The following is a 23,033-nucleotide window of genomic DNA, read 5'->3' on the forward strand; positions in this document are numbered from 1 at the left end:
CACGCCGGTGGATCCGCGGCCACCGTCGCGGCCCGACAACTATCCGTGGCGAGTACTGTCCGTCACCGGGCTGGGTATGAGCATCACCTTCGTCTCGGTGAGCATGCTTCCAGTGGCCCTGCCCGACATGAGTGCAGGCTTGAACGCCTCTGCAGCACAGACCGATTGGTTCATGCTCGCGTATCTCTTGACGACCGCCGTCTTCATTCTGGTTCTCGGCAAGGTAGCCGACATCCTCGGCCGAAGGCCGGTCTATCTGGCAGGCCTCGCGCTGCTGACGGTCAGCGGTGCGGTGATCTCGCTGTCGAGCGATCCAGCACTGGTGATCGGGCTACGGGTCGTGCAGGGTGTCGGCGCCGCCGCGGTGATCACCAACACCACCGCGCTGCTGGTCGAGGCCTTCGCACCTGCGCAGCTCGCGATCGGAATCGGCTGGAATATCACGATCATGTCGCTCGCTGTTTCGATCGGCCCGCTTCTCGGCGGTGTTCTGACCGAAACAACAGGGTGGCGCGGCGTCTTCGGAGTCGTTGTGCCCCTCGGTGTGCTCGGGACGGCCTGGGCCGCGATCACGTTGCGCCGGACCGATCGGCCTCCTCGCGCAGCGAGGTTCGACTACGTCGGTGCGATGGGGTCGATGATTGTGCTCGGATGCCTCGTCTACGGGGTGAACCGTGGTGGCAGCGTCGGTTTCGGTTCGGTCCACGCATTGTTTCCCTTGGCCGTGGTCGTCCTGGGGCTTCCCCTGTTCTGGTGGTGGGAACGACGCACCATCGACCCGATCGTCGACCCCGCGTTGCTGACCAGCCGCTTCCGCGGCTGCGCCTACAGCGCGTCGTTTCTCGTCACCATCGCCGAAGGTGCGGTGGCAGTGACGATGTCCCTGTACCTCCAGAGCGTCGAAGGACGCAGCCCGATCGAGGCCGGACTGCAGATCACGGCACTGGCCGTCGGCACCACGATGATGTCGCCGATCGCCGGTCGGCTGGCGACACGCGTACGGACGCGAGTGCTGACCACGGCCTCCACCCTCGGCACGGCCACCGTCCTCACGGTGCTGGCTCTGCACATCGGCGGACCGGCAGCGGATGTGCCCGTCGTCGTCATACTCTTCGCGCTCGGACTGACCGGCGCAATTTTCAAGACCGCGAATGCTGCTGCAATCAACGTCGGCGTACCGCCCAATCGATCCGGCATGGCGAACGGGCTCCGTGTATCGCTGGACAACACTGCGGTGACGGTCAGCACTGCGCTTGCGTTGGTCCTGGCCGTGTCGGCATTGCCTCCTGCGCTCCGCGAACTCGTCTACTCCGGGGACGCCCTCATGCTGCCGGCCTCGGAAACAAGCTCCCTGACAACAGGGTTCGTCGTGGCAATCGCCATGATGGCAGCCAGCGCCCTCGCCGCCAGTGTTCCGTCGACACTGCGCGGAGTCCGAGACGACGAACCGTCGGAAATCCGGAGAGTCCGTCGCCTTTCATCCGAACGACAATCGAGAACAAGGAGTACACGGCAATGACCAAATTTCATCTGGGGTGGTTCACCAACTTCTCCAATCCGCCGTGGAACACCACGTGGGCCGGCGACGAGGGCAAGACGTGGGCGAACGGTGAGCTGCACGTCGACTTCGCGCGAGCACTCGAGCGGGCCTGCTTCGACTACATCATGCTCGAGGATTCGTCGATGGTCTCGGATGCTTTCGAGAACTCGTCCCGCGTCGACCTGAAGTACGGCCTCTACGCCCCCAAACACGATCCGGTCACGCTGGTGCCGGTGCTGACGGCCGCGACCGAGCACATCGGAGTCATCGCAACCTGCTCCACATCCTTCTACCCACCGTGGCTGCTCGCCCGCCGCTTCTCGACGCTCGACCACGTCAGCAAGGGCCGTGTCGGCTGGAACGTCGTCACCTCCAGCGAAGATCGTGCTGCGCAGAACTACGGTATGGACAAGCTGGCCGAGCACGACCAACGATACGAACGCGCAGACGAATTCGTCGATCTGGTCAAGCAACTCTGGGCATCGTGGGAAGACGACGCGATGGTTCTCGACCGCGAGAGCGGCACCTACGTCGATCACACCAAGGTGCACGTCACCGATTTCCGTGGCAAGTTCCACGCCTCGCGCGGCCCCCTGAACCTTCCGAAGTCCCCGCAGGGTGAACCGGTGATCTGCCAAGCCGGCGGTTCACCCCGCGGCCGGGAGTTCGCCGCGCGCAACGCCGAGACCATTCTGAGCGCAGCCAAGGATCCCGTCGCGATGAAGGCGTTTCGCGACGACATCCGGATGCGAATGGAGAAGGCAGGACGCGATCCCGACAGCTGCAAGATCATGTTCATCACCCAACCCGTGCTCGCCGATACCGACGCCGACGCGAGGGCGAAGGTCGAACGAATGACTGCGGACGTCGACTCACGTATCGAATCCGCACTCGGTCACATCTCAGCCCTCACCGAAATCGACCTCTCGAGTTACGAACTGGACGAGGAATTCCCTGAACTGTCCACCAACGGACATCGAACGACTCTGGGCGACTTCCTCTCCTACGGAAACACGCCGCGCAAGGCCGCTCTCGGATGGTCGATGAAGAACGTGCACTACGTGGGAACGCCCGACTCGGTCGCCGAGCAGATGGGCGAGACGATGGACTTCGTCGGAGGCGACGGATTCCTCGTCACCGGCAGTATCGGTCGACGCTACGTCGGCGAGATCACCGAGGGGTTGGTGCCTGCACTGCAGCGACGCGGCCTCGTACGCACGAAGTACGAGCACGCGCACTTCCGTGACAATCTCCTGTCGTTCTGATGCGCTTCCCTCGACGCGATTCGGTCGTGCCAGGGCCGGTGTACGCGTTGGCGTTCGTCAACGTGTGCATCGGGCTCGGGTACGGCGTCGTCGCACCGGTCATCCCGGTGTTCGCACGGGATTTCGGTGTCAGCGACCTTGCAGCGTCGTCCGTGGTCAGCATCTACGCGTTCACTCGCGTGCTGGCCTCGTTCGGTGCGAGCCGCATACTGCTCCGCTTCGACGAGCGGACGGTCCTCACTGTCGGACTGCTCCTCGCCGCGGCGTCGTCACTGGCCGCAGCTTTCGCGCCGACGTTTCTGGCGTTGCTGGTGCTCCGAGCGGTCGGGGGAATCGGCACGGCGATGTTCACCGTATCGGGGCAACAACTCCTCTTCAGGTACAGCACAGCGGAGAGTGGAGGACGCACCGCGTCGGTGTTCCAGTCGGGTTTCCTGATCGGTGGGGTACTCGGCCCGGTGATCGGCGGCGCCGTCGCCCTGGTGTCGCTGCGAGCGCCCTTCCTGACGCACGCGATCACTCTGATCGTCGGCGTTGCGGTGGTGTGGCTGGCGTTCCGATCCAGCGACCGTAAGGACGCGGCAGCCGGCGTCGAGCACGACCTGTCGACGCGGCCCGAGCAGATGAGTCTGCTGGACGCGCTTCGTCATCCAGGCTTCCGCGCGGCGATCTCGTCCAACTTCGCCAACGGGTGGATAGGGAACGGCGTTCGCTTCACTCTCGTTCCACTGTTCGTCGCAACAGTCATCGGTGGGAGCCCGTTCGTCTCGGGGTTGGTCCTGGTCGTCGGCGCGATCGTACAGATCGTCGTCGTCAAACCCGCCGGCATCCTCGTCGACCGGTGGGGACGTCGGCCGATGCTGGCGGCAGGATCGGCCTTGATCTTGTTCGGGATCGTTCTCCTCGCCGTGTTCCCGACCCTGCTGGTGCTGGTCTTCACCATGATCCTGTGGGGTGTCGGCGGAACGTTCGCGATGGTCTCGAGTGCGGCCACGGTGGGAGACGTGCTGCACGGCAGGGGAGGAACGCCGATCGCCGTGTACCAGGTGACCTTCGACGTCGGAACCATGCTCGGCCCACTCGTCGCCGGTGCTGTGGCCGCACAGGCCTCCTACTCCCTGGCATTCACCGCAAGTGTTCCCGTGGCGGCACTGGCCGTCCTCCTCGCGCTCCGGCCGTGGCGAACCAACGGAACGGCGACCCCGGATTCCAAGGTGGTCGTCACCGACGAATCCGCGACCTCGGCGTCGTCCATCAGATCTTTACCGACCAAGGAACAACGCGAGCACCGCTCGAGAAATGAGGAGAGATGTCAACACCGTTCACCCTCGGCTGGTTCACCAACTATCTCGTCCCGGACTGGACGGGCCCGTGGGCAGGAACCGGCGGAACGGACTGGGCAGACGGATCTTTCGCTGTCGACATCGTGCGCAAGTTCGAGCGAGCGGGAATCGACTTCGTGATGCTCGAGGACTCGACCGCGCTCACCGACATCTACGGGGGCACGTTCGAATCCGAACTCAAGTGGACACCGAGGGCTCCCAAGCATGATCCGATGGCTCTGGCATCGAGACTCGCGTACGAGACCGAGAAGATCGGCATCGTCGTCACCGCATCGACCAGTTTCTATCCCCCGTTTCTGCTGACACGGTTGCTCTCCACCCTCGATCACCTCAGCCACGGCCGAATCGGATGGAATATCGTCACCTCGACCGGCGATCGAGCGGCTCAGAACTTCGGCCACGACACCCTCCCTGTCCACGACGAACGCTACGAGATCGCCGAGGAGTTCGTCGACGTGGCCAACGCCCTGTGGGCGTCCTGGGACGTCGACGCCGCGTCGCCGATTCACCCTGGCCTGGAGTCCTACGTCGATCACACCAAAGTTCGCACCATCGACCACGCCGGTAAGCACTTCAAGGTTCGCGGCCCGCTGAACACACTGCCGAGTCCTCAGGGCAAACCCGTCATCTGTCAGGCGGGAGCGTCCGCGTCGGGCATCGATCTGGCTGCCCGTGTAGCCGATCTCGTGGTGTCCGCGCCGAAGGGCCGCGCTGCGATGCGTGCGTATCGAGACACGATTCGCTCGCGCGCAGCGGGTTTCGGCCGAAACCCGGACGATGTCAAGGTTCTGTACATGGTGACGCCCATCCTGGGTGAGACCGAGAAGGACGCACGCCGTCGCGCGGAGCGTTACTACGAGCCCACCGACGCCGCCATCGCGCGGCGTCTGATCATGCTGTCCGGCGACATCGACTTCTCTCGGTTCGACGTCGACAAGCCGATTCCGGACGATCTGCACACCGAGGGGAGCACCAGCATCTTGGAGAATCTACATACCTGGGCGGAAGGACGGACCATCCGCGAGACTGTCGCGGCGGAACGAACAGAGTCTCTCAGGCTCGTCGGTACGCCTGCTTCGGTAGCCGACGAAATGGAAAGCGTCATCGAGGAAGTCGGTGGTGACGGGTTCCTGTTCTTCGGCGGTGGTGGCGGTGTGCTGAACCGGCGATACGTCGACGACGTGTGCGACGGATTGATGCCAGAGCTTCGTCGCCGCGGCGTCGCGGGCACCGGGTTCCGAGGCCAGAGCCTCCGCGAGCACCTGGCAGGTGCGCGATGAGCACGCCGCGGATGCACCTCGGTTGGTTCACCAGTTTCCGTCCTCCGGTGTGGACATCGCACTGGACCGGGTCCGACGCCGATTCCTGGGCGGACGGACGCTTCCATGTGGAGATGGCGCGGGCTCTCGAACGCGCGGGCTTCGATTACCTGATGTTGGAGGACTCGTCGATGGTGTCCGACATCTACGGTGGGACAACCGAGTTCGACCTCGCCAAGGCTCAGTACGCGCCCAAACACGATCCGGTCGCCCTCGTTCCGATGCTCGCTGCCGCGACCTCCCGACTCGGGATCGTCGCGACGATGTCGACAAGTTTCTATCCCCCGTATCTGCTCGCGCGCACCGTCTCGACGCTGGATCACATGTCGCACGGACGAGTCGGGTGGAACGTGGTGACCTCCAGCGAGGATCGCGCTGCGCAGAACTTCGGAATGGACGCCCTGCCACCGCACGACGAACGATACGAGCGCGCGGAGGAGTTCGTCGAAGCAGTCGACGCGTTGTGGAAGTCGTGGGAACCGGACGCGGTGGTACTGGACCGCGAGTCGGGTACGTACGCGGACCACACCAAGGTCCACGATGCGAACTACGTCGGAAAGTTCCATCGCACGCGGGGGCCGCTGAACACGCTTCCGATGCCACAGGGGCGTCCGGTGATATGCCAGGCAGGCGGTTCACCCCGTGGACGCGCGTTCGCGGCACGCAACGCGGACACCATCATCTGTCAGGCTCAAGGCATCGAGGCGATGAAGGCCTACCGCGACGACGTACGGACGATGGCATCCGACGCCGGTCGCGATCCCGACTCGATCAAGATCATGTACATCGTTTCTCCGGTCTTGGGTGAAACCGATGCCGAGGCAGCCGAGCTCGATGCTCGGTCCAGGGAAGCGACCGACGGCCGAGTGCATGCGGCATTGGCGCACCTGTCGGCTGTGACGGGCAACGACCTGTCGACGTTGGACATCGACACTCCCCCACCGCCGTTGTCCACCAACGGGCACCGCACCACGCTGGCGGACTTCCTCGCCGGATCCGGGGGCAGCAAGTTCAACGAGGACGGCTCCGAGAAGACGCTCCGACAACTCGCGGCGACCTGGTCGATCACGTCGGTCCCACTGGTCGGAACACCGGAAACGGTGGCCGATCGGATGGAAGAGGTCATCGACGCTGTCGGTGGCGACGGTTTCCTGATGACCGGAAGGCTCGGTCGGCGTTACTACACCGAAGTCACCGACGGTCTCGTGCCGGCGCTGCGGCGTCGAGGATTGGTGCGTGACGGCTACGCGCACCGCCAATTCCGCAACAACTTGTTGGACTTCTGACCCACGCCTCGAAAGCCGCTGTCCTGCTGGACAGCAACGGAGCCGGTACCAGTGCCGGCTCCGTTGCTGTCGATCACAGGTGCGGAGACATTCCGTGATGGTCTGCGGATCCGATGATCGCCACGCGATCGGCGCGGAAGTGTGTGAAGCTCAGCTCTGCCGGGCGGCCCTCGGAGTCTCTGGTGATCAATTCCCGCAACAGCACCGGCGCACCGACCTGCATGTCCAGCAGATCCGCCGCACGTTCCTGGCACGAGATCGCTTCCACAACCGAACTGCTGCCGCCGTAGACGGTGCCGAAAATCCGATTGTGCGCCACAGCTATCGGCGGGTACTCGGAATGGTTGCTCTCGATACGGGTGACGAATTCGTCGATCTCGAAATCGGTGATGCAGTATCCGACGCGGAGATACAACGGCTTGCCCCCCATCCGCCCCACCTGCTCGAGCAACACGACGGTGTCCACCTCGGTGCCGATGAAGTTCTGCAGTACCGCAGGCGCGGCAATCCTGCGGCATTCGAGTGTATCCACGGTCAATCGGCCTTCATCCGGCATTCCAGCCCAGGCACGCGGGCCGACCTCGCCATCGCGGACCGCAACGATGTCGTGGGCGACGGACGTTCCAGCGCGTCGGGCACGGAGCACCACGCCGTCGTCCGCGAGCATCTGCAACGCTTTACGCACAGCATTTCGGGTCGCGCCGAGGGTATCGATCAAATGCTGCTCCGACAGTGTCTCGTCGTGCGGCATCGTCCCGCGCCGAATTCCGGATCGAATCAGTTCGTAGACGCGCCGCGGCGACGTGACGAACTTTTCCTGACGTGCAGCTTGGGCACGCAGATACCTCGCACGCTGCTCGTCCGCTTGGCGACGGCGATGCGCTGCTACGGTGCCGGACTCGTTGTCGAAGAAGGGGCGGGTCATACTGTCGAGGCCTTTCGGTGGTACACGTTCGCACGCGAGCTCGAACGACAGGGAGACGGGTTGCCGCGACGATGAGATCAACCGGTTTGCCGAGTCTATAGGAATCCCGCCCGTTTCCCGCTGTGTGATCGAACGGCACATTCACGCTCGACGGACCGTGAACCCGCAGGTCAACGCTACGACAAGCAACCGGTCCGGTCCGCGTAATACGTTGTTTACCAACGGGATCGGTTCGGGAAACACCCCTGATGAAGCATTACGGACGTAATCGAACTCTTCGGACGCCTCGGTGGGAGCATGAATGACGACAACAGCGGAACGCTCGATTTCTTCGAACACGCTGCAGGACAGACCAATCGACCAGGTCGACACATCCACGTCCGTCGATTCTGTACTCAGCGTCAAGAATCTCTCTGTGACATACGGCACGGGCTTATCGGCCGTGACGGCCGTGAAGGACGTCTCGTTCGACATCGCTCCAGGTGAGCGCGTTGCCCTCGTCGGCGAGTCGGGTTCGGGTAAATCGACACTGGCCATGACCATCGCCGGGCTGATCGGCGCATCGAGTGGCGCGTCCGTGGTGTCGGACACCCTCGAATTCGAGGGCGTTCCTCAGCAACCGACCACGAAGCGCAGTGTTCCGAGCCGGACCGACGGTATCGCCATGGTGTTCCAGGATGCGATGACCGCTCTCGATCCTGTGTGGACCATCGGCGGCCAATTCAGCCACGTTCTCGCCGGGGCAGGTGTCACCGGTCGCCGCGCTCGAGCCGATATCACGGCCCACTGGCTCGACAAAGTCGGTCTGCACGATGCCCGACGAGTGATGGGCAGTCGGCCGTACGAGCTCTCCGGAGGAATGCGACAGAGGGTCATGACGGCACTGGCACTGTGCGGGTCACCCCGGCTCCTCATCGCCGACGAACCGACCAGCGCGCTCGACGCGTCACTTGCGCGCGGAACTATGGAATTACTACAGAATCTCACCCGAGAAGAGGGGACGGCACTCCTGGTCGTCAGTCACGACATCAAACTCTGCTTGGAATTCTCCGACACCATGCTCGTGATGTACCGAGGAGAACTCGTCGAGCAGAAACCGTCGACCACCATCGTGTCGGGCGCCACACACCCCTACACGAAGGGACTTCTCGGGTGCGTGCCGACGTTGGCGAACCGGTCGGCATCACGGTTACCCGTACTCGGGGACTTCGTCACCAACTGATCGACGCCCTGGCCTCGTGCCGAGAACACAACGCCGACGGACAGGTCAAGTACGGCCGACTTTCATGGCACGCCGGGCTGTCGGGTGCAGTCTGCTGCCGTGTCGCCGGTGGAACTCGGCCGCCCGTGCCGGGTCTGCACGCTTGACTTCCCTCAGCGCAGTTCCGAGTGCGGTCTGGACGAACACTTCCGGATCGTCGATCAGGGCTTCCAGAATGCGTACCGGATCGTCGAGCTCGCCGTTTCGGATCAGCCAGTAGCAGGCGACGATCGAGGTCCGCCGTTCCCACAGGTTGGCCGAGCCGGCGAGAATGTGCAGAGGCTCCTTCGGCCTGTCGAGCAGATACTGTCCGATTACGCGCGGCGCAGCTCGATCCACCAGATCCCAGGTATCGATGTGCGCGTGCTCGTCCAGGTACAGCTCGTACAAGTCGGTCCGCACTGCATCGGCCGCACTGCCCTTCCGTGCACGTGCGTCGAGAATGCTGACCCCGACCATGCGAACTTCGAACCAGTCGGACTGCACGAGTTCTCGGACCGTGCCCAAGTCCAGCCGCCAGTTCGCCTTCGCCAGACCGAAGACCGATCCCATGCGAACTCCGATGATCTGGTTCCGATCGACTCGACGGGCAATCAGGTCCACCTGGTCCGGACTCGACAGAGCACGAAGCTCCTGTTCGATCTTCTCGACGTCACCCATTACGTTCACTCCCTCCAGCGTGCAGCACCTTGTCCCGTGCTGATACCGACCGGCACCGACGGCAAAAATCGTCGGTGAACGAGGAAGTGCTCGTGTTGCTTGGATCAGCGCGGGCGTGCCAGACGGTCGCCGGCCATGCCGCGGTGCATGACTCGGTTCCCGGTGACGCCGGTGTGATCGGCTTTGTGCATGACGCATCGGTTGTCCCAGATGACGACGTCGTCGGGGGACCAGGAATGCCGCAGGACGTTGTCCTCACGGGTCGAGTGGTCGACGAGGCGCCTGATGAGGTGCGACGCTTCGTCTGCCGTCGTCCCGGATACGGCAGTACAGCGCGCGGGGGCGGTGAGGTACAGCGCTGTGCGGCCTGTCACCGGGTGCTCGAGGACCAGTGGATGCTCGGCGGATCCTTCGATGCCGTCGAGTCCGGTGACGGTGTGGGTGACGGTCGCGTGTTCGACGAGTTTCTTGTCCTCGGCTGTGAGTGTGTCGTAGGCGCGATACTGGTTGCTGAACAGTGTCTGCCCACCGTCCCTCGGTACTTCGACCGCTCGAAGAGCGGTGTACGCCGGTGGGACGGGGATGTAGGTGGTGTCGACGTGAAAGGTCGATTTCGGCGGGGTTGTTCGCCCGACGTTGGTGATGACGTTGAGATCCGGGTATCCCTCGACGGGCGTCTCGCCTTCGGTGAACATCAAGTCCCCGAGGCTTTCGAGGAACGCCGTGAATTCGTCGTTACCGACGTGCTGGCCCGGCAGTACGGCGACGCCGTGCTCGGCGAGCAGGTGTCGCAGTACATCGACGTCCGAGGTCCCGAGTCGGCCGACCGCGACGTCGGTGACGCGCACTCCCAGAGGGTTCAGAGCTTCGCTGTTCACGTTCGGACCCTTTCTCTGTCGAGTTCGCGCAGCGACAGCGCGAACAGTTCGGTCACCGAGATCCCTGCTGCGCGCGCCATGACCGCAACGACACTGCCCGGCGAGTAGGAGCAGTACAGGCCGGCTTCGAGAAACCAGGGGTTGCCGTCGGGATCGATGCGGAAATCGAACAATCCGTAGTGTCGACAACCGAGAGCGCGGTAGGCGATACGGGCTGCCGCCCATACCTTCTCGGTGATCGGGTCGTCGACGTCGACGATCCAGGCCTTGCTCGAATCCTTGGCCACCAGGTACAGGTCACCCTCGTCGGTACGGTTCAGCTTGTCCGCGGAACTTCGGATCGGGTTCGACTCACCGACTGCGTACTCCTCCAGCGGCAGACACATCAATTCACCGTCACGAGAGAGGATTCCACAGCGAACCTCCCGACCGAGCGGGACGTACGTTTCCACCAGAGCACCGCCCGAGTGACTCAGTGCAGCACGAACGGCTTCATCGAGACCTTCGGCATCCCTGACCAACTCGACACCGACCGAGTTGTCGGCGTCCACCGGTTTGACGACCACGGGGAACGGCACCGTGGTGCTCCCGGCCGACCGGAGGACTTCACCGCGCGGTACCGCAACGCCTGCCGCCTCCACGATCGCTCGCGCGATGTCCTTGTCCGCGGTCGTGGCCATTGTCTCCGGTCGATTGCCGAGAACTGGGATCGACAGCAGGTCGAACATCGCTCGGTAGCTAGTCATTCCGGGTCGGCAGAACATCTGTGGAACAACGACGTCGATGCCTGCGGTGTTCACCCACTCCATTGCTTGCCCGACGGTCCTCACCTCGGCCTGATTCAGCGCGTCGAAACGATCGACGATCTGCCAGTGACCGCCTGGTGTCACGACGGCGATGTGAACACGGTAGTCGGCATTACCGTCGATCGCGTTCAGAAATCCCTGGGCGTAGACCGTGGAGAGATCGACGTGGAACTGGTCGACGGGCGAGCCTGCCAGTACGAGCACCGTCGTCGGCATCAGTCTCCTCCCTGTTCGACTAGTTTTCCGATGTTGAAGTCGATACGAGACCAACCGCGTCCCGACAGCGCGTTCTTCACCAGCAGGATCGGAATCTGCAGGTGGTGAACGAGCAGGTACGGGAGTGGATCCCACCGCGCGAAGATGGCGTCGGTTCCCTGCACGATGACACGAAGTCGGTGTCGGCGATTCGGCTCGGTCAGCAACCGCCACAGCTCGTGGTAGGTCCAGAACGTCGGCTTGGACTCGTGCGTCGGGAGCACTGCCGACTCGACTCGTCCCAGATATCCCTGAGCCAACAAGTCCTGGTCGTAGAACATCGTGATCGCGGAGTGCGTGCGCGGGTTGCACTCGATCGCGTACACCCGGCCGTCCGCGGCCTGGACGAAATCGAAGGACAGCTGCCCGGTCACACCGAGCTCGCCGACGAATGTCTCGACCCAGGAACGAATGTCAGGCACGTCGCTCATCTCGTAATTCACTTGGAACGCGGACGATCTACAGCACGCATACACGGTGAGATGCCCGTCGCGGGCCGTACCGTGGGTGCAGTACTCCTGCCCCGATATGAATTCCTGCAGGATCCACGGGTTGCTCTCGGTCATGTCCAGGCTGCGTGCGAACTCGAGGTTTCGCTGCGGCGTCGCGCTCGACAGCCGCGTCAGATCCATTCTGCCGACGGGGTTGTACGCGATCTGTTTCAAGATGTATTCACGCCCGGGGGGAAAGTCGAACGAGGCGATGTCGTCGACCGACGTGATGCGTCGCCAGTCCGGCACCGACAGACCCATCGACGCGGCCGCCTCCGAGAACCTCGACTTGTCGTCCAGCATGCGCACGGTCTCGGGGTCGGCGTGCACCACCTCGCAGAGATCGTCGAGCAGCGATGCGGCGTCGGCGTCCGGCACGCTGGAGGCAGGGCTCGCGACCGGAACGAAGACGTCGACTTGTTCACGAAGCACCACATCTCGCAGCGCATGTGCGTACCCGGGGTCCGTCGGTTCGGGAACACAGTGGAACGCGTCGACCGCCCGAGAGAATCGATGGCCGGTGAATCGGTACTTCGACGACTCGACGAGGACGACGCGATGACCTGCACGGTGGAATGCGCGCGCCAAACTCAAAGCCTTGGTCATCTTTCCACCGCTCACCATGACCGTGCGTCCCGACGGAGGGGCCGCGACGCGACGCTGATCGAGCAATGCGAACGCCACGACGACCAGATCGATGGGGAGGGTGACGGTCAGCGCACCGAGCGCACCGACCGTGCGAGTCAACGCCCTGAACTGCATGGTGGGCTAAGCCTCCACTCGTCGGATCAACGTGACACCGTCGCGTAGCGGAAGTAGAACCTGCTCGACGCGCGCATCCTCGGTCACGAAGGAATTGAATGCGTCGACGGCGTCACCATTGACGGTCCGGTATGCCGGCTCCGCGTAGGGAGCGCCCTGGAGCAGGGTGTTGTCGACTGCGATCACCGCCCCCGGCGCCAACAGATCGGTGTCCAGGAGCCGATGGTAATACCCGAGGTAACCGGTCTTGTCCGCGTCGATGAACACCAGGTCGAACTGCACCGACTCCCCCGCGAGTCTGTCGAGAGTATCCATTGCCGGTCCCACCTCGACTGATATTCGGTGACCGACAGGCGACGACGCGAAGCACTCGCGTGCGAAGTCCGCAACGAACTCGTCGACCTCGCAGGCGACCACTGTGCCGCCGTCGGGCAGCGCCTCGGCCATCGCCAGTGCGGAATAGCCGGTGAACATACCGATCTCCAGTACCCGTCGCGCACCGGTCATGTGCGCCAGAAACTTGAGCGCCTGACCTTCGACGTGTCCGGACAGCATCTCCTGCTCCAGCGGACCGGATCCGGACACCACCGTCCGGGAATCCCAGTCCATTCCCTGTGTTCGCCGGGAAAGCTCCTGCAGCGCCGACGATTCAGGGGTGGTATGCGCGTCGAGATACGGATCGAGACCGTCGGCAAGGTCCCGCGCGCGGCGCAACCGCTGCGCGAAGTCCTCACCGACCTCGCCGTTGTCGTAGGCCTCGACGAGTTCGCGCAGCTCCTTGCCCAGGATCGTCGTCGGTGTCACCGGTCGTGAGGTACGCAGGACCCCATCATTCATCGGATCCACCGGTGAACATGGCAATTCCCGCTCCCCCACGGTCGAAGTCGAGGCAGACCTTCTTGTGCAAGGCCAAGGCGTCCGCCAACTCGTCGGTGGTGAGATCGTTGAGGAATCGACACGAGCCGATGGGGTCTGGAACTGCGGCGCGCAGGATCCCGTCCCTGGTCTTCAGGATCGACGCGGTCGCCGAGGTGAGCAGCTCGGGCGTCAGATGATCGCTGTCCAAGGCGAGACCGAGCCGGTTCATGACTCCCAGGATGCGATCCCTGTCGGCGGTCGAGATCAGACCTCGCTGCTCGGCGACGGTGGTGGACAACGCCATGTCGATGTTGATCGCATGCCCGTGGAAGAAGGGCTGGGAAGGCGTCAGTTCGAGCGTCGGACTCCAGGTGTGGCCGAAGGCGATGACACGGTCGAGTTCGATCTCGTGCAGGTTCGGCGCCTCGAGCTCGAGCATCGTCTCGATCGCCTGATAGGTCAGGCGATGTGCGATGTCGCGCACCTCCGGCGTACCGCCCGAATGCCCGAATTTCGTCGCCAACAATTCGGGTCCGTGCTCGTCGAGCATGTCGAAGATGTTCTCGTTGCCGACCACCGAAATCTTGATCAATTCGGCCATGCCGTTGCGGATTTGGTCCTCGGGCAAGGTCGCGAGGAACGAGAAATCCAGCAGGACCTTTTGCGACGCATGGTAAGCGCCGAGGCGGTTCTTGTGCTTGTTGTAGTTGACGGCGACCTTGATGGACACGCTCGCGTCGATCAGACCGATCAGCGTGGTGGGAATGCGGATGTACGGGGTGTTGCGCCGGTAGCTGGCGCACGCGAAGCCTGCAACGTCGGTGGTGAGTCCGCCTCCGACCACGAGCACAGGTTCGGTGCGAACGAGACCGAACGCGTCGAACTCGCCCACGATGCGCTCGAAGGTGTCGAGCGACTTGGCGGTTTCCGCGATGGTGACCGGTACGACGGTCAGCGCGATGCCATGGTGATCGAAGTAGGCCTGGGCGCGGTCACCGTACAAGGAGTGAACCGTCTCGTCCACGACCATCAGGCAACGACCGTAGGGCCGATAGCTTTCTGCCAGTTCAGTATTGGCTACGTCGAACACGCCGTCGACGTACACCAGATCGTATTCGATCCGCTCGTACCCTTCGACGTGAAATGCCCGGTCGGATGCAGTTACGCGTGCTTGCATATTGCTCATCGAAATGTCCTTTCGTTCTCGCGTCGAACGTTTACGCGCCGCCCTTGGCCCATCGGGCGAGCTGGTCGGGATCGAGCCGATCGACAGTCTTCAGCGCTGCCGAGAAGTCGCCGCCGACGGTATTCGCGTTGGGGAAAGCGATGCATCGGATCGACGCCGCAGTTGCCGACTCGACTCCACCGACGTTGTCTTCTATGGCAATACAATCTTCAGCCTTCTCGCCGAGGCCGTCGATGGCGAACCGGTACACCTCCGGATCGGGCTTGACCTCGGACACGGAGGTCTTGTCCACGACGATGTCGAACGACTCGGTACCGAGTTTCTCGAATGCATCCAGGAGCGCGCTCACGTTCTCCGACGATGTCGTCGTGACCAGACCCAGCTTGTACCCGTGTTCGCGGGCACTGGCGACGGTGTCGAGGACACCCGGGCGGGGCTCGATACCTTCGGTTGCCAGAAGTCGTTGAAAGATCTCGGATTTGGTCGCGTGGACGGCGTCGGAATCGACCTGCTCACCGCGAGACGAGGCGAACTGGGCGATTCGGCCGGCGCCGCCGTTGCTGGTCAACATCGCTGCGTAGTCCTCGCGCGACCAGTTCCAGTCGAGGCCGTGCGAGGCGAATGCCTCGTTGAAGGCTCGGCGCTGAAGTTCCGATGTATCGGCGAGCGTGCTGATGGATCCGAAGAGAACTGCAGTCATGTAAAGCTCCTAGCGAGATTCTATGTGCCGTAGGCGGTCTCGTTTCCCGTACGGGCACGGGGCGTTCGGGTGACGCCGGCATCGGACATTTCTCGATCACCGACCAACTTCGTTCTTCTCCCCAACTGTGTCGACGCGGCATGTCGGACTCGTCCCCACGAAAGTCACAGATGCATAACGAAAAGTAACGGAACGATAACGCCCGTCGGAGATGGGCATGCCACGTCAGCGGCGGGTGGCCGCGATGATGTGGTCGCGCAGCGTGCGGCCGGGATCAGGCGGAATGAATCCCGGAGTGGTGAGCCGGAGTGGCGAGCCGAAGTGTCAGCCGGCCGCGACAGCAGCGAGCGCGTCCTCGCGCGTCGCGTGAATGGCCATCACGGACCCCAGCCCGAGCAGTTCGAGAGGGCGACGAGTGGCGGAACCGTCGGCGACGACGGCAATGGCAGTGAGCTCGCCCATCCGGTCGTGCGCTGCGGCCAGAACGGTCATTGCGCTCGATCCGAGGAATCCCACGCCGGTGAGATCGACGATCAGTGCCGCTGGTGTGGGCGTCAGCGCGGAATCGATCTCCGACGCGAAAGACGGTGCGGTACCCAGGTCGATGTCGCCGGTGACGGCGACGATGACGGCGTTGCCGACGACCTCGCGTCCGATGTCGAAGCGAGCTGTGCTGTCTCGAGCGGGCACGTGTACTCCCTTGGGGCGATGAAGCGTGTCGGGTCTGTCAATGCGGGCACCGGGCTAGACCACGCGGAAGCAAGCCTACAAGGAGGCGCCGACGTCTACGCGCGGGTGGCAGCGATCGCCGCGAACGCTGCGGGGCGGTCGGCGACTGTCGTGATCACCCGATCCAGACCACTGAGCATGATGGGTCGCTGCACTACCGAGTGCGGGGCCACCAATACGCCCATCGCACCGGGAGGCAGCGAATCGACAGCACGAACCAGCACACTCACTCCACTCGAGGAGAGGAATTGGACGCCGGTGAGATCGATCACGAGACCGTATACAGCCTGAGCAGCAGCCGGATAAGCACAATCCGCCAACCTCGGAGCACCGACAAGGTCGAGTTCTCCCGAAACGACGAGCACCGTGACACCGTCCTGCTCGGACGATTCGACGGCCAATGCCTCGCCCGCAGGCTCGTTCACCATGACTCGACGCTACGCGTAGCGAGTTTCTGCACACGCCCTCCGGATAGCTGACGCGGTCGATGCGTCGAATATCGACTTTCGGGTAACCGGGCGTCATGGCTTCTTTTCGAACATCTCCGTCCGGCCCCGTGTGATTGTCGAACCACCCGAGCCCACGTCGGCTCGGTGGACCCACAGTGACCCCGCGACCGCCGACCTCGCCGCCCAGCTGCGGCGCAATCTCCATGCCTGGCTCGACGCGCGACAGCTCTCCGACATTGCCCCTGACGTGGTACTCGCTTCGTACGAGGTGATGGCCAACAGCGTCGAACATGCATACCGAGACGAGTCTTCACCTGGCCCGCTCACGCTCACCGCCGTGCACGAGAACTTGGTGCTCACGGTGACGGTGTCCGACGCAGGCACCTGGAAACCGGCCGAGCCGACACCGCACCGCGGGCGCGGGCTGGTACTCGCGGACGCGATTACCGATCACATGGCCGTCGATCACGGATCCGGCACCGAAACCACTCTGACCTGGGACCTCGATCACTCCGAGCGTTAGCGCCTTGCCGGTCGGCTGCTGACACGTACGCCGATCTGATAGAACAAATGTGTGAACGCGTATCGAATTCGTGCGCTCGGCACCAGCGGGCGTAGCCAACGCTGTCAATACAGACGTGCATCACTGTGATGCCCGCAGACACGCCACGCTTTCTGGATACTGCTCCGGCCGGCTACCTGGCGATACGGGCGAGCAGCCAGTGCGTCGTGTACGCCAATGCGACGGTGTGCCGGACGATCGGCCGAGCACCGTCCGACGTCGTCGGGCGCCGCGTTCACGATCTTTTCGCGGACTCCAGTGTAGATACCGTGACGGCCCTGCTCACCGCGAGCCCTGACGCCGACACCGAGACTCCCATCGGCGCCACCGCGGATCTGCTCACCGGTCCGGATTCGGTCCTGTCCATGTTGGTCATGGCCAATCGAGACATCCAGGATGACGACAGCACCATCAGATTCACTCTGCACAGTGCGACCTCGCACCGAATTCGAGAACAGACCCTCATCGAGGCCCGCGACGGGGCGCTCACCGCGCAGGCCACCACCGCCCACGCGTTGACTCGGTCGCAGGATGCGCTCGAAGCTGCCGAGGACGCGCGCAAGGTCGCCGAGGCCGAACGCACGCAGATACAGATTCTCGCTACGACCCTGCAGCGCACCCTTCTTCCTCCGGTGTTGAGTTCCCCGCCAGGAACCGACGTGGCGGCCTACTACCACCACGCGGTCATCGAGGAAGTCGGCGGCGACTTCTACGACGTCTTCCCTCTCGACGAGTCCACGTGGGGATTTTTCCTCGGTGACGTGAGCGGCAAAGGCCCGGGGGCGGCAGCGGTGACATCGTTGACCCGCTACACGCTGCGGGCGGCGGCTGTGTTCGACCGCGACCCGATCACTGTTCTTCAGAACCTCAATACCGTTCTCTACCACGAGTTTCGCGGGGACGACCCACGCTTCTGCACAGTGCTTTTCGGCACCATCACCCCAGCAGTCGACGAAAAGACGACAACTATCCGGCTCGCGAGCGGCGGTCATCCCCCGGCATTGCACCTGCGCGCCGACGGCAGTGCCGAGTACATCGACACCATCGGTGGGCAACTCGTCGGAGCGCTTCGAACAGCGCAATTCAGGGCCGCCGACGTGATCCTGAAAGCTGGAGACGTGCTTCTGCTCTACACCGATGGCCTCACCGAGGCGCACGTCGGACCGGGGAAAGCGCGCTACGACGACGCCGGAGCCCTCGAAACATTCGCGAACGACGCGGCCCCGACGACCGCCGCGAGAATCGTCGACGACCTGGTGGGATTGCTGAACAGTTTCGGGTCCGGGCTTCAAGACGACGTCGCAGTGCTCGCCCTCGGCGCACCCTGAGAACGGCCGATCAGCTCACGACGGCGGAGTCCTCTTCGAGGATTGCGGCCACACGGATTTCTACACGCATTCCATAGGCACCCAGGGCCTGAACGCCGATTTCGGTCCAGATCGGTGCACGGTCGCCCATACGCGACCGCATCTGTTCCACCATCACCCGTCCATGGGTCTCGCCGATGTATCCCGCCACCTCGGGCACATGGAACGAGTCGACCGACACGACGTCGCGCCACGTGGCGCCTGCCTGCCGAAGTGTGCGTTCGACGTTGTCGAATGCCGCGACGATCTCTTCCTCCAGGTCGGTGGGAAAGTTGAACTCGTCGTCCCACCCACCCTGCCCCGAGATCTCCACCCGGTTGCCGATACGGACGGCCTGGTTGTAATGCATGTTCGTCAGCTGGGTGTCTCCGTAACCCGGGGTGGCGAAGAACTGAGGTGTAGTCACGATTCGACCTTTCGCATGTGTATTGACTTCAATCTTGAAGTCAATTTCCACAGTGCATCACTTCACGCTTGAAGTCAAATGGCCGACGGGGCCCGATCGGTATGGTGAGCGGATGGCGCAGATGGAGATTTCGGGTGAGAGCGACGGCAAGCAGTCGCTGTGGCTCACCGCGTCGGAAAAGGAAGCATGGACTGGCCTTGTCTCGCTCGTCCTGCTGATGCCCGGACGGCTCGAGGCACCACTCCAGCAGGAGGCGGGCTTGACTCTCTTCGATTACCTGACCCTCAGCCACATCTCCGAGGCGCAGGATCGGCGAATTCGAATGAGCGAACTCGCGTATCTGGCAAACGGATCGTTGTCACGCTTGTCCAACGTGGTCAAGCGATTCGAGCACAAAGGGTGGGTCGAACGCTCACCCGACCCCGAAGACGGTCGTTACACCACGGCCGCACTGACCCAGAAAGGCTACGACGTCGTCGTCGCCGCAGCCCCGACACACGTCGCTGCCGTTCGACAGTTCGTGCTGGACCCACTGACAGACGAGGATCAGCAAGCCCTGGCACGCATTTCGGAAAAACTGAAAATCAGGCCCGAGGACTTGGCCTGACGAGCCACCCTTCCAAGATCGGTGAATTCGGAAGGTGTCAACAATCGACGCGGTCGTAACACAACGATATCGCCCCAGTGTCGCCGACGGCATGGTCGGTCAGCCGCCACCGACTGCGCGACACGTCGCCGAGGTCGAGGAATCGCCGCCCTCCTCCCACCAGCTCGGGCATCAACGACACGACGAGTCGGTCCAGTTCACCTGCGTCGAGCAGCTCGTGAATGATGCTGATGCTCGCCAAGATCAGTATGTCACCGCCAGGTTCGGAGCGTAGCTCTCGTACGACGTCGACCGGGCTGCATTCTCGCCGTTCGGTGTTGGTCCAATCCGCATTCGCGTCCGTGTGCGAGAACAAGATCTTCCGAACACCGTTGAGCCACGTGGAAAATGCCCGGTCCCGGTCGTCGGCGTCCGGGTCTTCGGCAACAGCTGGCCACACCGACCTGAAACCGTCGTAATTGGTGCGCCCGACAAGAACTGCGTCGGCCCCGGAAACGGTATCGACCAAAGATTCCCGAATGGCGTCGCTGAACGCGTGGGGTATTACCCACTCCATATCGTCGTTACCCCCGGGGCCGGTGATTCGTCCATCCAGAGTCAGGGAGACGTTGGCTATCGTGCGTCGCATTGCGTTCATACTGTTCCTCCGTTCACGGTGACATTCTCGTGAGTTCCGACTTCGAACCAGCACGGAATTCATCGGTACCGACGTTTCAGGAACAATCCCGAGCCACCGCCGGGTACAGCGGTGGATTCAGACGCGCGAATCCGTCCTGCCGGTAGTACGGGAAATAGGGGTACGGCGCGTCGGTGTCGGAGACGTTGTCGAGCAACTCGCGATGCGGAGCACTCAGCGACCATCCGGCAGCTCCGAGGTTCTCGTTGAGTTGTTCCCGGTTGCGCGCGCCGATGATCACGCTGGAGACACTGTGCCGATCGCTCAGCCAGTTCAGGGCTACTTGCGCAACGGTTTTGGCGGTGTCGTGAGCAACGCGATCCAGCGCGTCGACGACGCGGTAGAGGCGCTCGTCGTCGACCGGCGGCCCGGCAGAGGCGGTGGCGTGCAGCCTGCTGGACGACGGGAGCGGGACACCACGGCGGACACGTCCAGTCATTCGACCCCACCCCAATGGGCTCCATACGATCGCCCCGACTCGCTCTTCGACCGCGAGCGGCATCAGTTCCCACTCGTAGTCCCGACCGATCAGCGAGTAGTACACCTGGTGAGCCACCGGCCGTGCAGCTCCACGCTCGTCGGCGGTCGACAGCATCTTCATCAGCTGCCATCCCGAGAAGTTCGACACCCCCGTGTACAGAATCTTGCCGCTCCGGACCAGCTCGTCGAGTACGTCGACGACTTCCTCCATCGGCGTCGAGGCGTCGTAGGCGTGGAGCTGGAACAGGTCGATCCGATCGGTTCCCAGTCGGCGTAGCGCCGATTCCACCGCCTGAACGAGTCGCCGACGCGAGGTGCCGTAATCGCCGGCACCGTCCCCGGTCGGGAGCGCTGCCTTGGTGGAGATCACGACCTTGTCCCGTCGTCCACGAAGCGCGGCACCGAGAACCTCCTCGGATGCACCGTCCGAGTAGACGTCCGCGGTGTCGAACAGGTTCACGCCGGCGTCGAGGCACTGATCGATCAGTTCACGGGCGGCGTCGACGTCGGTAGCCCCCCACGCTCCGAAGAAATCACCGCGTCCGCCGAACGTGGCGGCGCCGAAACCGTACTCGGACACCACCAAATCGGAGCTTCCAACTCGTCGATACCTCATATCGAACCTTTCTAACGGGACTGCATTTCCGTTAAGACCATACAACGGTTCGCAACAAAACGGAACTGCAGTACCGTTAGTGGCTGCAATGCCGTACGATCGGGCACCATGACCGTTGCGACGAAAGGCAAGCCCGCAACCACGACAGCGCGCCCGGGCGGCCGCACCGCCCTTGTGCGCCTCGCAGTGCTCGCAGCCACCGAGGATGCGCTGATCGAGTACGGGTTCGCCGGTGTAGAGCTCCCCGCCGTCGCCGACGCCGCGAAGGTAGGCAAGACGACGGTGTATCGACGATGGGGATCTCCGCAAGCATTGGTGTCGGACCTTCTCGACGACATGGCTGCTCGATCGGTCAGTGCAACGCGGACAGGCGATTTCACTGCCGACCTGTCGGCAAACGCCGACCTGGTCGTGAAAACCCTGACCGATCACCGCACCCGCAGACTATTCTCCGCGCTCATCGCCGCCTCGACGCACGACGCGGACACCAAGCAGGCATTGGCGAATTTCTATCGAACGCGAGTGTCGGAGTGGGCGGCCGCAGTGATCGACGCCGTCGAACGTGGCGACCTGCCTTCCGACACCGACGCCGCCGAAGTCGTTCGATATCTGTCGGCACCGCTGTACTACCAATTCCTGACCACCACGAAGCCACTCGATGCAGCAGACGCCGACCGAGCAGTGCGAGCAACAGCAGCAGCGGCACGCGCGGGCGTATTCGGCGGACGAGAACAGGACACCCGTGGAGACTCCTGACGGCACGTTGCCGCAACCCGAGACAGTCGTCGTGGATGGAGTCTCGATCGCGACGTACGTGCTCGAACCGCCGACAGAAGCCGTCGGCGATGTGGTCATCTGCCATGGGACGCCGTGGTCTGCAGCAGTATGGGCAGGCGTCGCCCACCACCTGAGCCGGGATCATCGGGTTCACCTCTGGGACATGCCGGGCTACGGTCGGTCCGGAACCCTGGACGCGGCAGTCGATCTCGACACCCAGATGTCGAGATTGGCTCGGCTGCTGTCACTGTGGGGAGTGAACCGTCCGCACGTCATCGCCCACGACATCGGCGGCGCGGTCGCAGTCGGTGCACATGTACTGCATGGCGTCGACTATGCATCGTTGTTTCTGTGGGACATCGTCACACTGGACCCCTGGGGGTCGCCATTCTTCAAGCTCGTCGCCGAGCACACCGACGTGTTCGGCGCGCTTCCCGCACCATTGCACGCTGCGCTCGTGCGCGAATACATCGCCGGTGCTGCCCGGCGGCCGCTGAGTTCCGAGTGGCTCGACACCCTGACCGGGCCCTGGCTCGGGGAGGTCGGACAGCCCGGGTTCTACCGACAGATCGCCGCCCTGCGCCCCGACCACACCCAGCCCTTGGTCCGCAAACTGGCGGAAGTTCGCTGTCGGACTCGAATCGGTTGGGGCACCGATGATCCCTGGATACCGGTGGAGCAAGCAACCCGGCTTCGGCAATCGCTACCGGGCGAACCGGCCGTGATCACACTCGACGGCGTCGGACACCTGGCGCCGATCGAGTCCTCGGCCGACGTATGCAGGGCCGTCGACGATTGGATCCGTTGATGATTGGGTCCGTCGACGTAT

At 63.3% G+C, this 23,033-nt stretch carries 25 protein-coding genes; 11 read left to right on the forward strand and 14 right to left on the reverse strand.

Annotated elements, in window-relative coordinates:
- Positions 1 to 7: 7 nt before the first annotated feature.
- The 5 genes from CH293_RS02730 to CH293_RS02750 are packed head-to-tail and all read left to right on the forward strand — an operon-like array spanning position 8 to position 6,753.
- A complete protein-coding gene (locus tag CH293_RS02730; protein ID WP_094719277.1) occupies positions 8 to 1,519 on the forward strand; it encodes an MFS transporter in 1,512 nt (503 codons plus the stop codon).
- The gene (locus CH293_RS02735) at positions 1,516 to 2,805 is read left to right on the forward strand and encodes an NtaA/DmoA family FMN-dependent monooxygenase (RefSeq protein WP_037113747.1); all 1,290 of its coding nucleotides are present in this window, start codon (positions 1,516 to 1,518) and stop codon (positions 2,803 to 2,805) included. Before CH293_RS02730 ends, CH293_RS02735 begins: the two co-directional genes overlap by 4 nt.
- Complete coding sequence (locus tag CH293_RS28475; RefSeq protein ID WP_052059577.1) at positions 2,805 to 4,268, forward strand: MFS transporter; 1,464 nt, start codon at positions 2,805 to 2,807, stop codon at positions 4,266 to 4,268. The genes CH293_RS02735 and CH293_RS28475 overlap by 1 nt, the downstream gene beginning before the upstream one ends.
- Complete coding sequence (locus CH293_RS02745) at positions 4,232 to 5,428, forward strand: NtaA/DmoA family FMN-dependent monooxygenase (RefSeq protein ID WP_255122682.1); 1,197 nt, start codon at positions 4,232 to 4,234, stop codon at positions 5,426 to 5,428. The genes CH293_RS28475 and CH293_RS02745 overlap by 37 nt, the downstream gene beginning before the upstream one ends.
- Complete coding sequence (locus CH293_RS02750) at positions 5,425 to 6,753, forward strand: NtaA/DmoA family FMN-dependent monooxygenase (protein WP_094719279.1); 1,329 nt, start codon at positions 5,425 to 5,427, stop codon at positions 6,751 to 6,753. Before CH293_RS02745 ends, CH293_RS02750 begins: the two co-directional genes overlap by 4 nt.
- Positions 6,754 to 6,826: 73 nt before the next feature.
- On the opposite strand, the gene CH293_RS02755 is transcribed toward CH293_RS02750, so the two are convergent.
- Both CH293_RS02755 and CH293_RS28090 read right to left on the reverse strand, forming a co-directional pair.
- Positions 6,827 to 7,678 carry a GntR family transcriptional regulator gene (locus CH293_RS02755; protein WP_052059579.1) on the reverse strand — a complete coding sequence of 284 codons (852 nt, stop codon included), beginning with the start codon at positions 7,676 to 7,678 and terminating at the stop codon, positions 6,827 to 6,829.
- A 141-nt stretch (positions 7,679 to 7,819) separates the two neighbouring features.
- A complete protein-coding gene (locus CH293_RS28090; protein ID WP_176459869.1) occupies positions 7,820 to 8,056 on the reverse strand; it encodes a hypothetical protein in 237 nt (78 codons plus the stop codon).
- A gap of 37 nt (positions 8,057 to 8,093) precedes the next feature.
- Here CH293_RS28090 and CH293_RS02760 point away from each other — a divergent pair, with 37 nt between their 5' ends.
- Positions 8,094 to 8,900 carry an ABC transporter ATP-binding protein gene (locus CH293_RS02760; protein WP_241483944.1) on the forward strand — a complete coding sequence of 269 codons (807 nt, stop codon included), beginning with the start codon at positions 8,094 to 8,096 and terminating at the stop codon, positions 8,898 to 8,900.
- 45 nt (positions 8,901 to 8,945) lie between these two features.
- Here the strand turns inward: CH293_RS02760 and CH293_RS02765 are convergent, their stop codons facing one another.
- From CH293_RS02765 to CH293_RS02805, 9 genes are all read right to left on the reverse strand, one after another.
- Positions 8,946 to 9,599, reverse strand: coding sequence for a DNA alkylation repair protein (locus tag CH293_RS02765; RefSeq protein WP_037113755.1), 654 nt, complete (start codon positions 9,597 to 9,599; stop codon positions 8,946 to 8,948).
- Positions 9,600 to 9,703: 104 nt separating this feature from the next.
- The gene (locus tag CH293_RS02770; protein ID WP_094719280.1) at positions 9,704 to 10,477 is read right to left on the reverse strand and encodes a TauD/TfdA family dioxygenase; all 774 of its coding nucleotides are present in this window, start codon (positions 10,475 to 10,477) and stop codon (positions 9,704 to 9,706) included.
- Positions 10,474 to 11,499, reverse strand: coding sequence for a D-alanine--D-alanine ligase (locus tag CH293_RS02775; protein WP_094719281.1), 1,026 nt, complete (start codon positions 11,497 to 11,499; stop codon positions 10,474 to 10,476). The genes CH293_RS02770 and CH293_RS02775 overlap by 4 nt, the downstream gene beginning before the upstream one ends.
- A complete protein-coding gene (locus tag CH293_RS02780; protein WP_094719282.1) occupies positions 11,499 to 12,791 on the reverse strand; it encodes an ATP-grasp enzyme in 1,293 nt (430 codons plus the stop codon). Before CH293_RS02780 ends, CH293_RS02775 begins: the two co-directional genes overlap by 1 nt.
- Positions 12,792 to 12,797: 6 nt before the next feature.
- The gene (locus tag CH293_RS02785) at positions 12,798 to 13,628 is read right to left on the reverse strand and encodes an O-methyltransferase (RefSeq protein ID WP_176459877.1); all 831 of its coding nucleotides are present in this window, start codon (positions 13,626 to 13,628) and stop codon (positions 12,798 to 12,800) included.
- On the reverse strand, positions 13,621 to 14,835 hold the full coding sequence (locus tag CH293_RS02790) for a sedoheptulose 7-phosphate cyclase (RefSeq protein WP_094719284.1): 1,215 nt from the start codon (positions 14,833 to 14,835) through the stop codon (positions 13,621 to 13,623). The genes CH293_RS02785 and CH293_RS02790 overlap by 8 nt, the downstream gene beginning before the upstream one ends.
- Before the next feature lie 31 nt (positions 14,836 to 14,866).
- On the reverse strand, positions 14,867 to 15,535 hold the full coding sequence (locus CH293_RS02795; RefSeq protein WP_037113766.1) for an HAD family phosphatase: 669 nt from the start codon (positions 15,533 to 15,535) through the stop codon (positions 14,867 to 14,869).
- Positions 15,536 to 15,859: 324 nt separating this feature from the next.
- Positions 15,860 to 16,225: an STAS domain-containing protein gene (locus tag CH293_RS02800; RefSeq protein WP_037113768.1), complete on the reverse strand. Its 366-nt coding sequence runs from the start codon at positions 16,223 to 16,225 to the stop codon at positions 15,860 to 15,862.
- Between the two features lie 95 nt (positions 16,226 to 16,320).
- The gene (locus CH293_RS02805) at positions 16,321 to 16,692 is read right to left on the reverse strand and encodes an STAS domain-containing protein (protein WP_094719285.1); all 372 of its coding nucleotides are present in this window, start codon (positions 16,690 to 16,692) and stop codon (positions 16,321 to 16,323) included.
- 130 nt (positions 16,693 to 16,822) lie between these two features.
- On the opposite strand from CH293_RS02805, the gene CH293_RS02810 reads away from it, so the two are divergent.
- Both CH293_RS02810 and CH293_RS02815 read left to right on the forward strand, forming a co-directional pair.
- Positions 16,823 to 17,236: an ATP-binding protein gene (locus CH293_RS02810; RefSeq protein ID WP_094719286.1), complete on the forward strand. Its 414-nt coding sequence runs from the start codon at positions 16,823 to 16,825 to the stop codon at positions 17,234 to 17,236.
- 128 nt (positions 17,237 to 17,364) lie between these two features.
- Positions 17,365 to 18,603, forward strand: a complete 1,239-nt coding sequence (locus CH293_RS02815; RefSeq protein ID WP_141217128.1) for a PP2C family protein-serine/threonine phosphatase — start codon at positions 17,365 to 17,367, stop codon at positions 18,601 to 18,603.
- Between the two features lie 10 nt (positions 18,604 to 18,613).
- Here the strand turns inward: CH293_RS02815 and CH293_RS02820 are convergent, their stop codons facing one another.
- On the reverse strand, positions 18,614 to 19,048 hold the full coding sequence (locus CH293_RS02820) for a Rid family hydrolase (protein ID WP_094719287.1): 435 nt from the start codon (positions 19,046 to 19,048) through the stop codon (positions 18,614 to 18,616).
- 112 nt (positions 19,049 to 19,160) lie between these two features.
- Here CH293_RS02820 and CH293_RS02825 point away from each other — a divergent pair, with 112 nt between their 5' ends.
- The gene (locus CH293_RS02825) at positions 19,161 to 19,655 is read left to right on the forward strand and encodes a MarR family winged helix-turn-helix transcriptional regulator (RefSeq protein WP_020111285.1); all 495 of its coding nucleotides are present in this window, start codon (positions 19,161 to 19,163) and stop codon (positions 19,653 to 19,655) included.
- A gap of 37 nt (positions 19,656 to 19,692) precedes the next feature.
- On the opposite strand, the gene CH293_RS02830 is transcribed toward CH293_RS02825, so the two are convergent.
- Positions 19,693 to 20,292, reverse strand: a complete 600-nt coding sequence (locus CH293_RS02830) for a dihydrofolate reductase family protein (RefSeq protein ID WP_033189803.1) — start codon at positions 20,290 to 20,292, stop codon at positions 19,693 to 19,695.
- A gap of 76 nt (positions 20,293 to 20,368) precedes the next feature.
- Positions 20,369 to 21,427: an aldo/keto reductase gene (locus CH293_RS02835; RefSeq protein ID WP_176459878.1), complete on the reverse strand. Its 1,059-nt coding sequence runs from the start codon at positions 21,425 to 21,427 to the stop codon at positions 20,369 to 20,371.
- Positions 21,428 to 21,535: 108 nt separating this feature from the next.
- Between CH293_RS02835 and CH293_RS02840 the strand changes: the two genes are divergently transcribed.
- On the forward strand, positions 21,536 to 22,183 hold the full coding sequence (locus CH293_RS02840; protein ID WP_094719289.1) for a TetR-like C-terminal domain-containing protein: 648 nt from the start codon (positions 21,536 to 21,538) through the stop codon (positions 22,181 to 22,183).
- The gene (locus tag CH293_RS02845) at positions 22,170 to 23,012 is read left to right on the forward strand and encodes an alpha/beta fold hydrolase (protein ID WP_094719290.1); all 843 of its coding nucleotides are present in this window, start codon (positions 22,170 to 22,172) and stop codon (positions 23,010 to 23,012) included. The genes CH293_RS02840 and CH293_RS02845 overlap by 14 nt, the downstream gene beginning before the upstream one ends.
- The last annotated feature ends 21 nt before the right edge of the window (positions 23,013 to 23,033 follow it).

The organism is Rhodococcus sp. 14-2470-1b (assembly GCF_002259415.1).
Taxonomy (GTDB): Bacteria; Actinomycetota; Actinomycetes; order Mycobacteriales; family Mycobacteriaceae; genus Rhodococcoides.

Excerpts from the sequence above, each read along its gene's own strand:
- CH293_RS02735 (WP_037113747.1), top strand. The coding sequence starts at position 1,516 with ATGACCAAATTTCATCTGGGGTGGTTCACCAACTTCTCCAATCCGCCG.
- CH293_RS28475 (WP_052059577.1), top strand. The coding sequence starts at position 2,805 with ATGCGCTTCCCTCGACGCGATTCGGTCGTGCCAGGGCCGGTGTACGCG.
- CH293_RS02750 (WP_094719279.1), top strand. The coding sequence starts at position 5,425 with ATGAGCACGCCGCGGATGCACCTCGGTTGGTTCACCAGTTTCCGTCCT.
- CH293_RS02755 (WP_052059579.1), bottom strand. The coding sequence starts at position 7,678 with ATGACCCGCCCCTTCTTCGACAACGAGTCCGGCACCGTAGCAGCGCAT.
- CH293_RS02765 (WP_037113755.1), bottom strand. The coding sequence starts at position 9,599 with ATGGGTGACGTCGAGAAGATCGAACAGGAGCTTCGTGCTCTGTCGAGT.
- CH293_RS02775 (WP_094719281.1), bottom strand. The coding sequence starts at position 11,499 with ATGCCGACGACGGTGCTCGTACTGGCAGGCTCGCCCGTCGACCAGTTC.
- CH293_RS02780 (WP_094719282.1), bottom strand. The coding sequence starts at position 12,791 with ATGCAGTTCAGGGCGTTGACTCGCACGGTCGGTGCGCTCGGTGCGCTG.
- CH293_RS02785 (WP_176459877.1), bottom strand. The coding sequence starts at position 13,628 with ATGAATGATGGGGTCCTGCGTACCTCACGACCGGTGACACCGACGACG.
- CH293_RS02790 (WP_094719284.1), bottom strand. The coding sequence starts at position 14,835 with ATGAGCAATATGCAAGCACGCGTAACTGCATCCGACCGGGCATTTCAC.
- CH293_RS02795 (WP_037113766.1), bottom strand. The coding sequence starts at position 15,535 with ATGACTGCAGTTCTCTTCGGATCCATCAGCACGCTCGCCGATACATCG.
- CH293_RS02805 (WP_094719285.1), bottom strand. The coding sequence starts at position 16,692 with ATGGTGAACGAGCCTGCGGGCGAGGCATTGGCCGTCGAATCGTCCGAG.
- CH293_RS02815 (WP_141217128.1), top strand. The coding sequence starts at position 17,365 with ATGCCCGCAGACACGCCACGCTTTCTGGATACTGCTCCGGCCGGCTAC.
- CH293_RS02825 (WP_020111285.1), top strand. The coding sequence starts at position 19,161 with ATGGCGCAGATGGAGATTTCGGGTGAGAGCGACGGCAAGCAGTCGCTG.
- CH293_RS02830 (WP_033189803.1), bottom strand. The coding sequence starts at position 20,292 with ATGAACGCAATGCGACGCACGATAGCCAACGTCTCCCTGACTCTGGAT.
- CH293_RS02835 (WP_176459878.1), bottom strand. The coding sequence starts at position 21,427 with ATGAGGTATCGACGAGTTGGAAGCTCCGATTTGGTGGTGTCCGAGTAC.
- CH293_RS02840 (WP_094719289.1), top strand. The coding sequence starts at position 21,536 with ATGACCGTTGCGACGAAAGGCAAGCCCGCAACCACGACAGCGCGCCCG.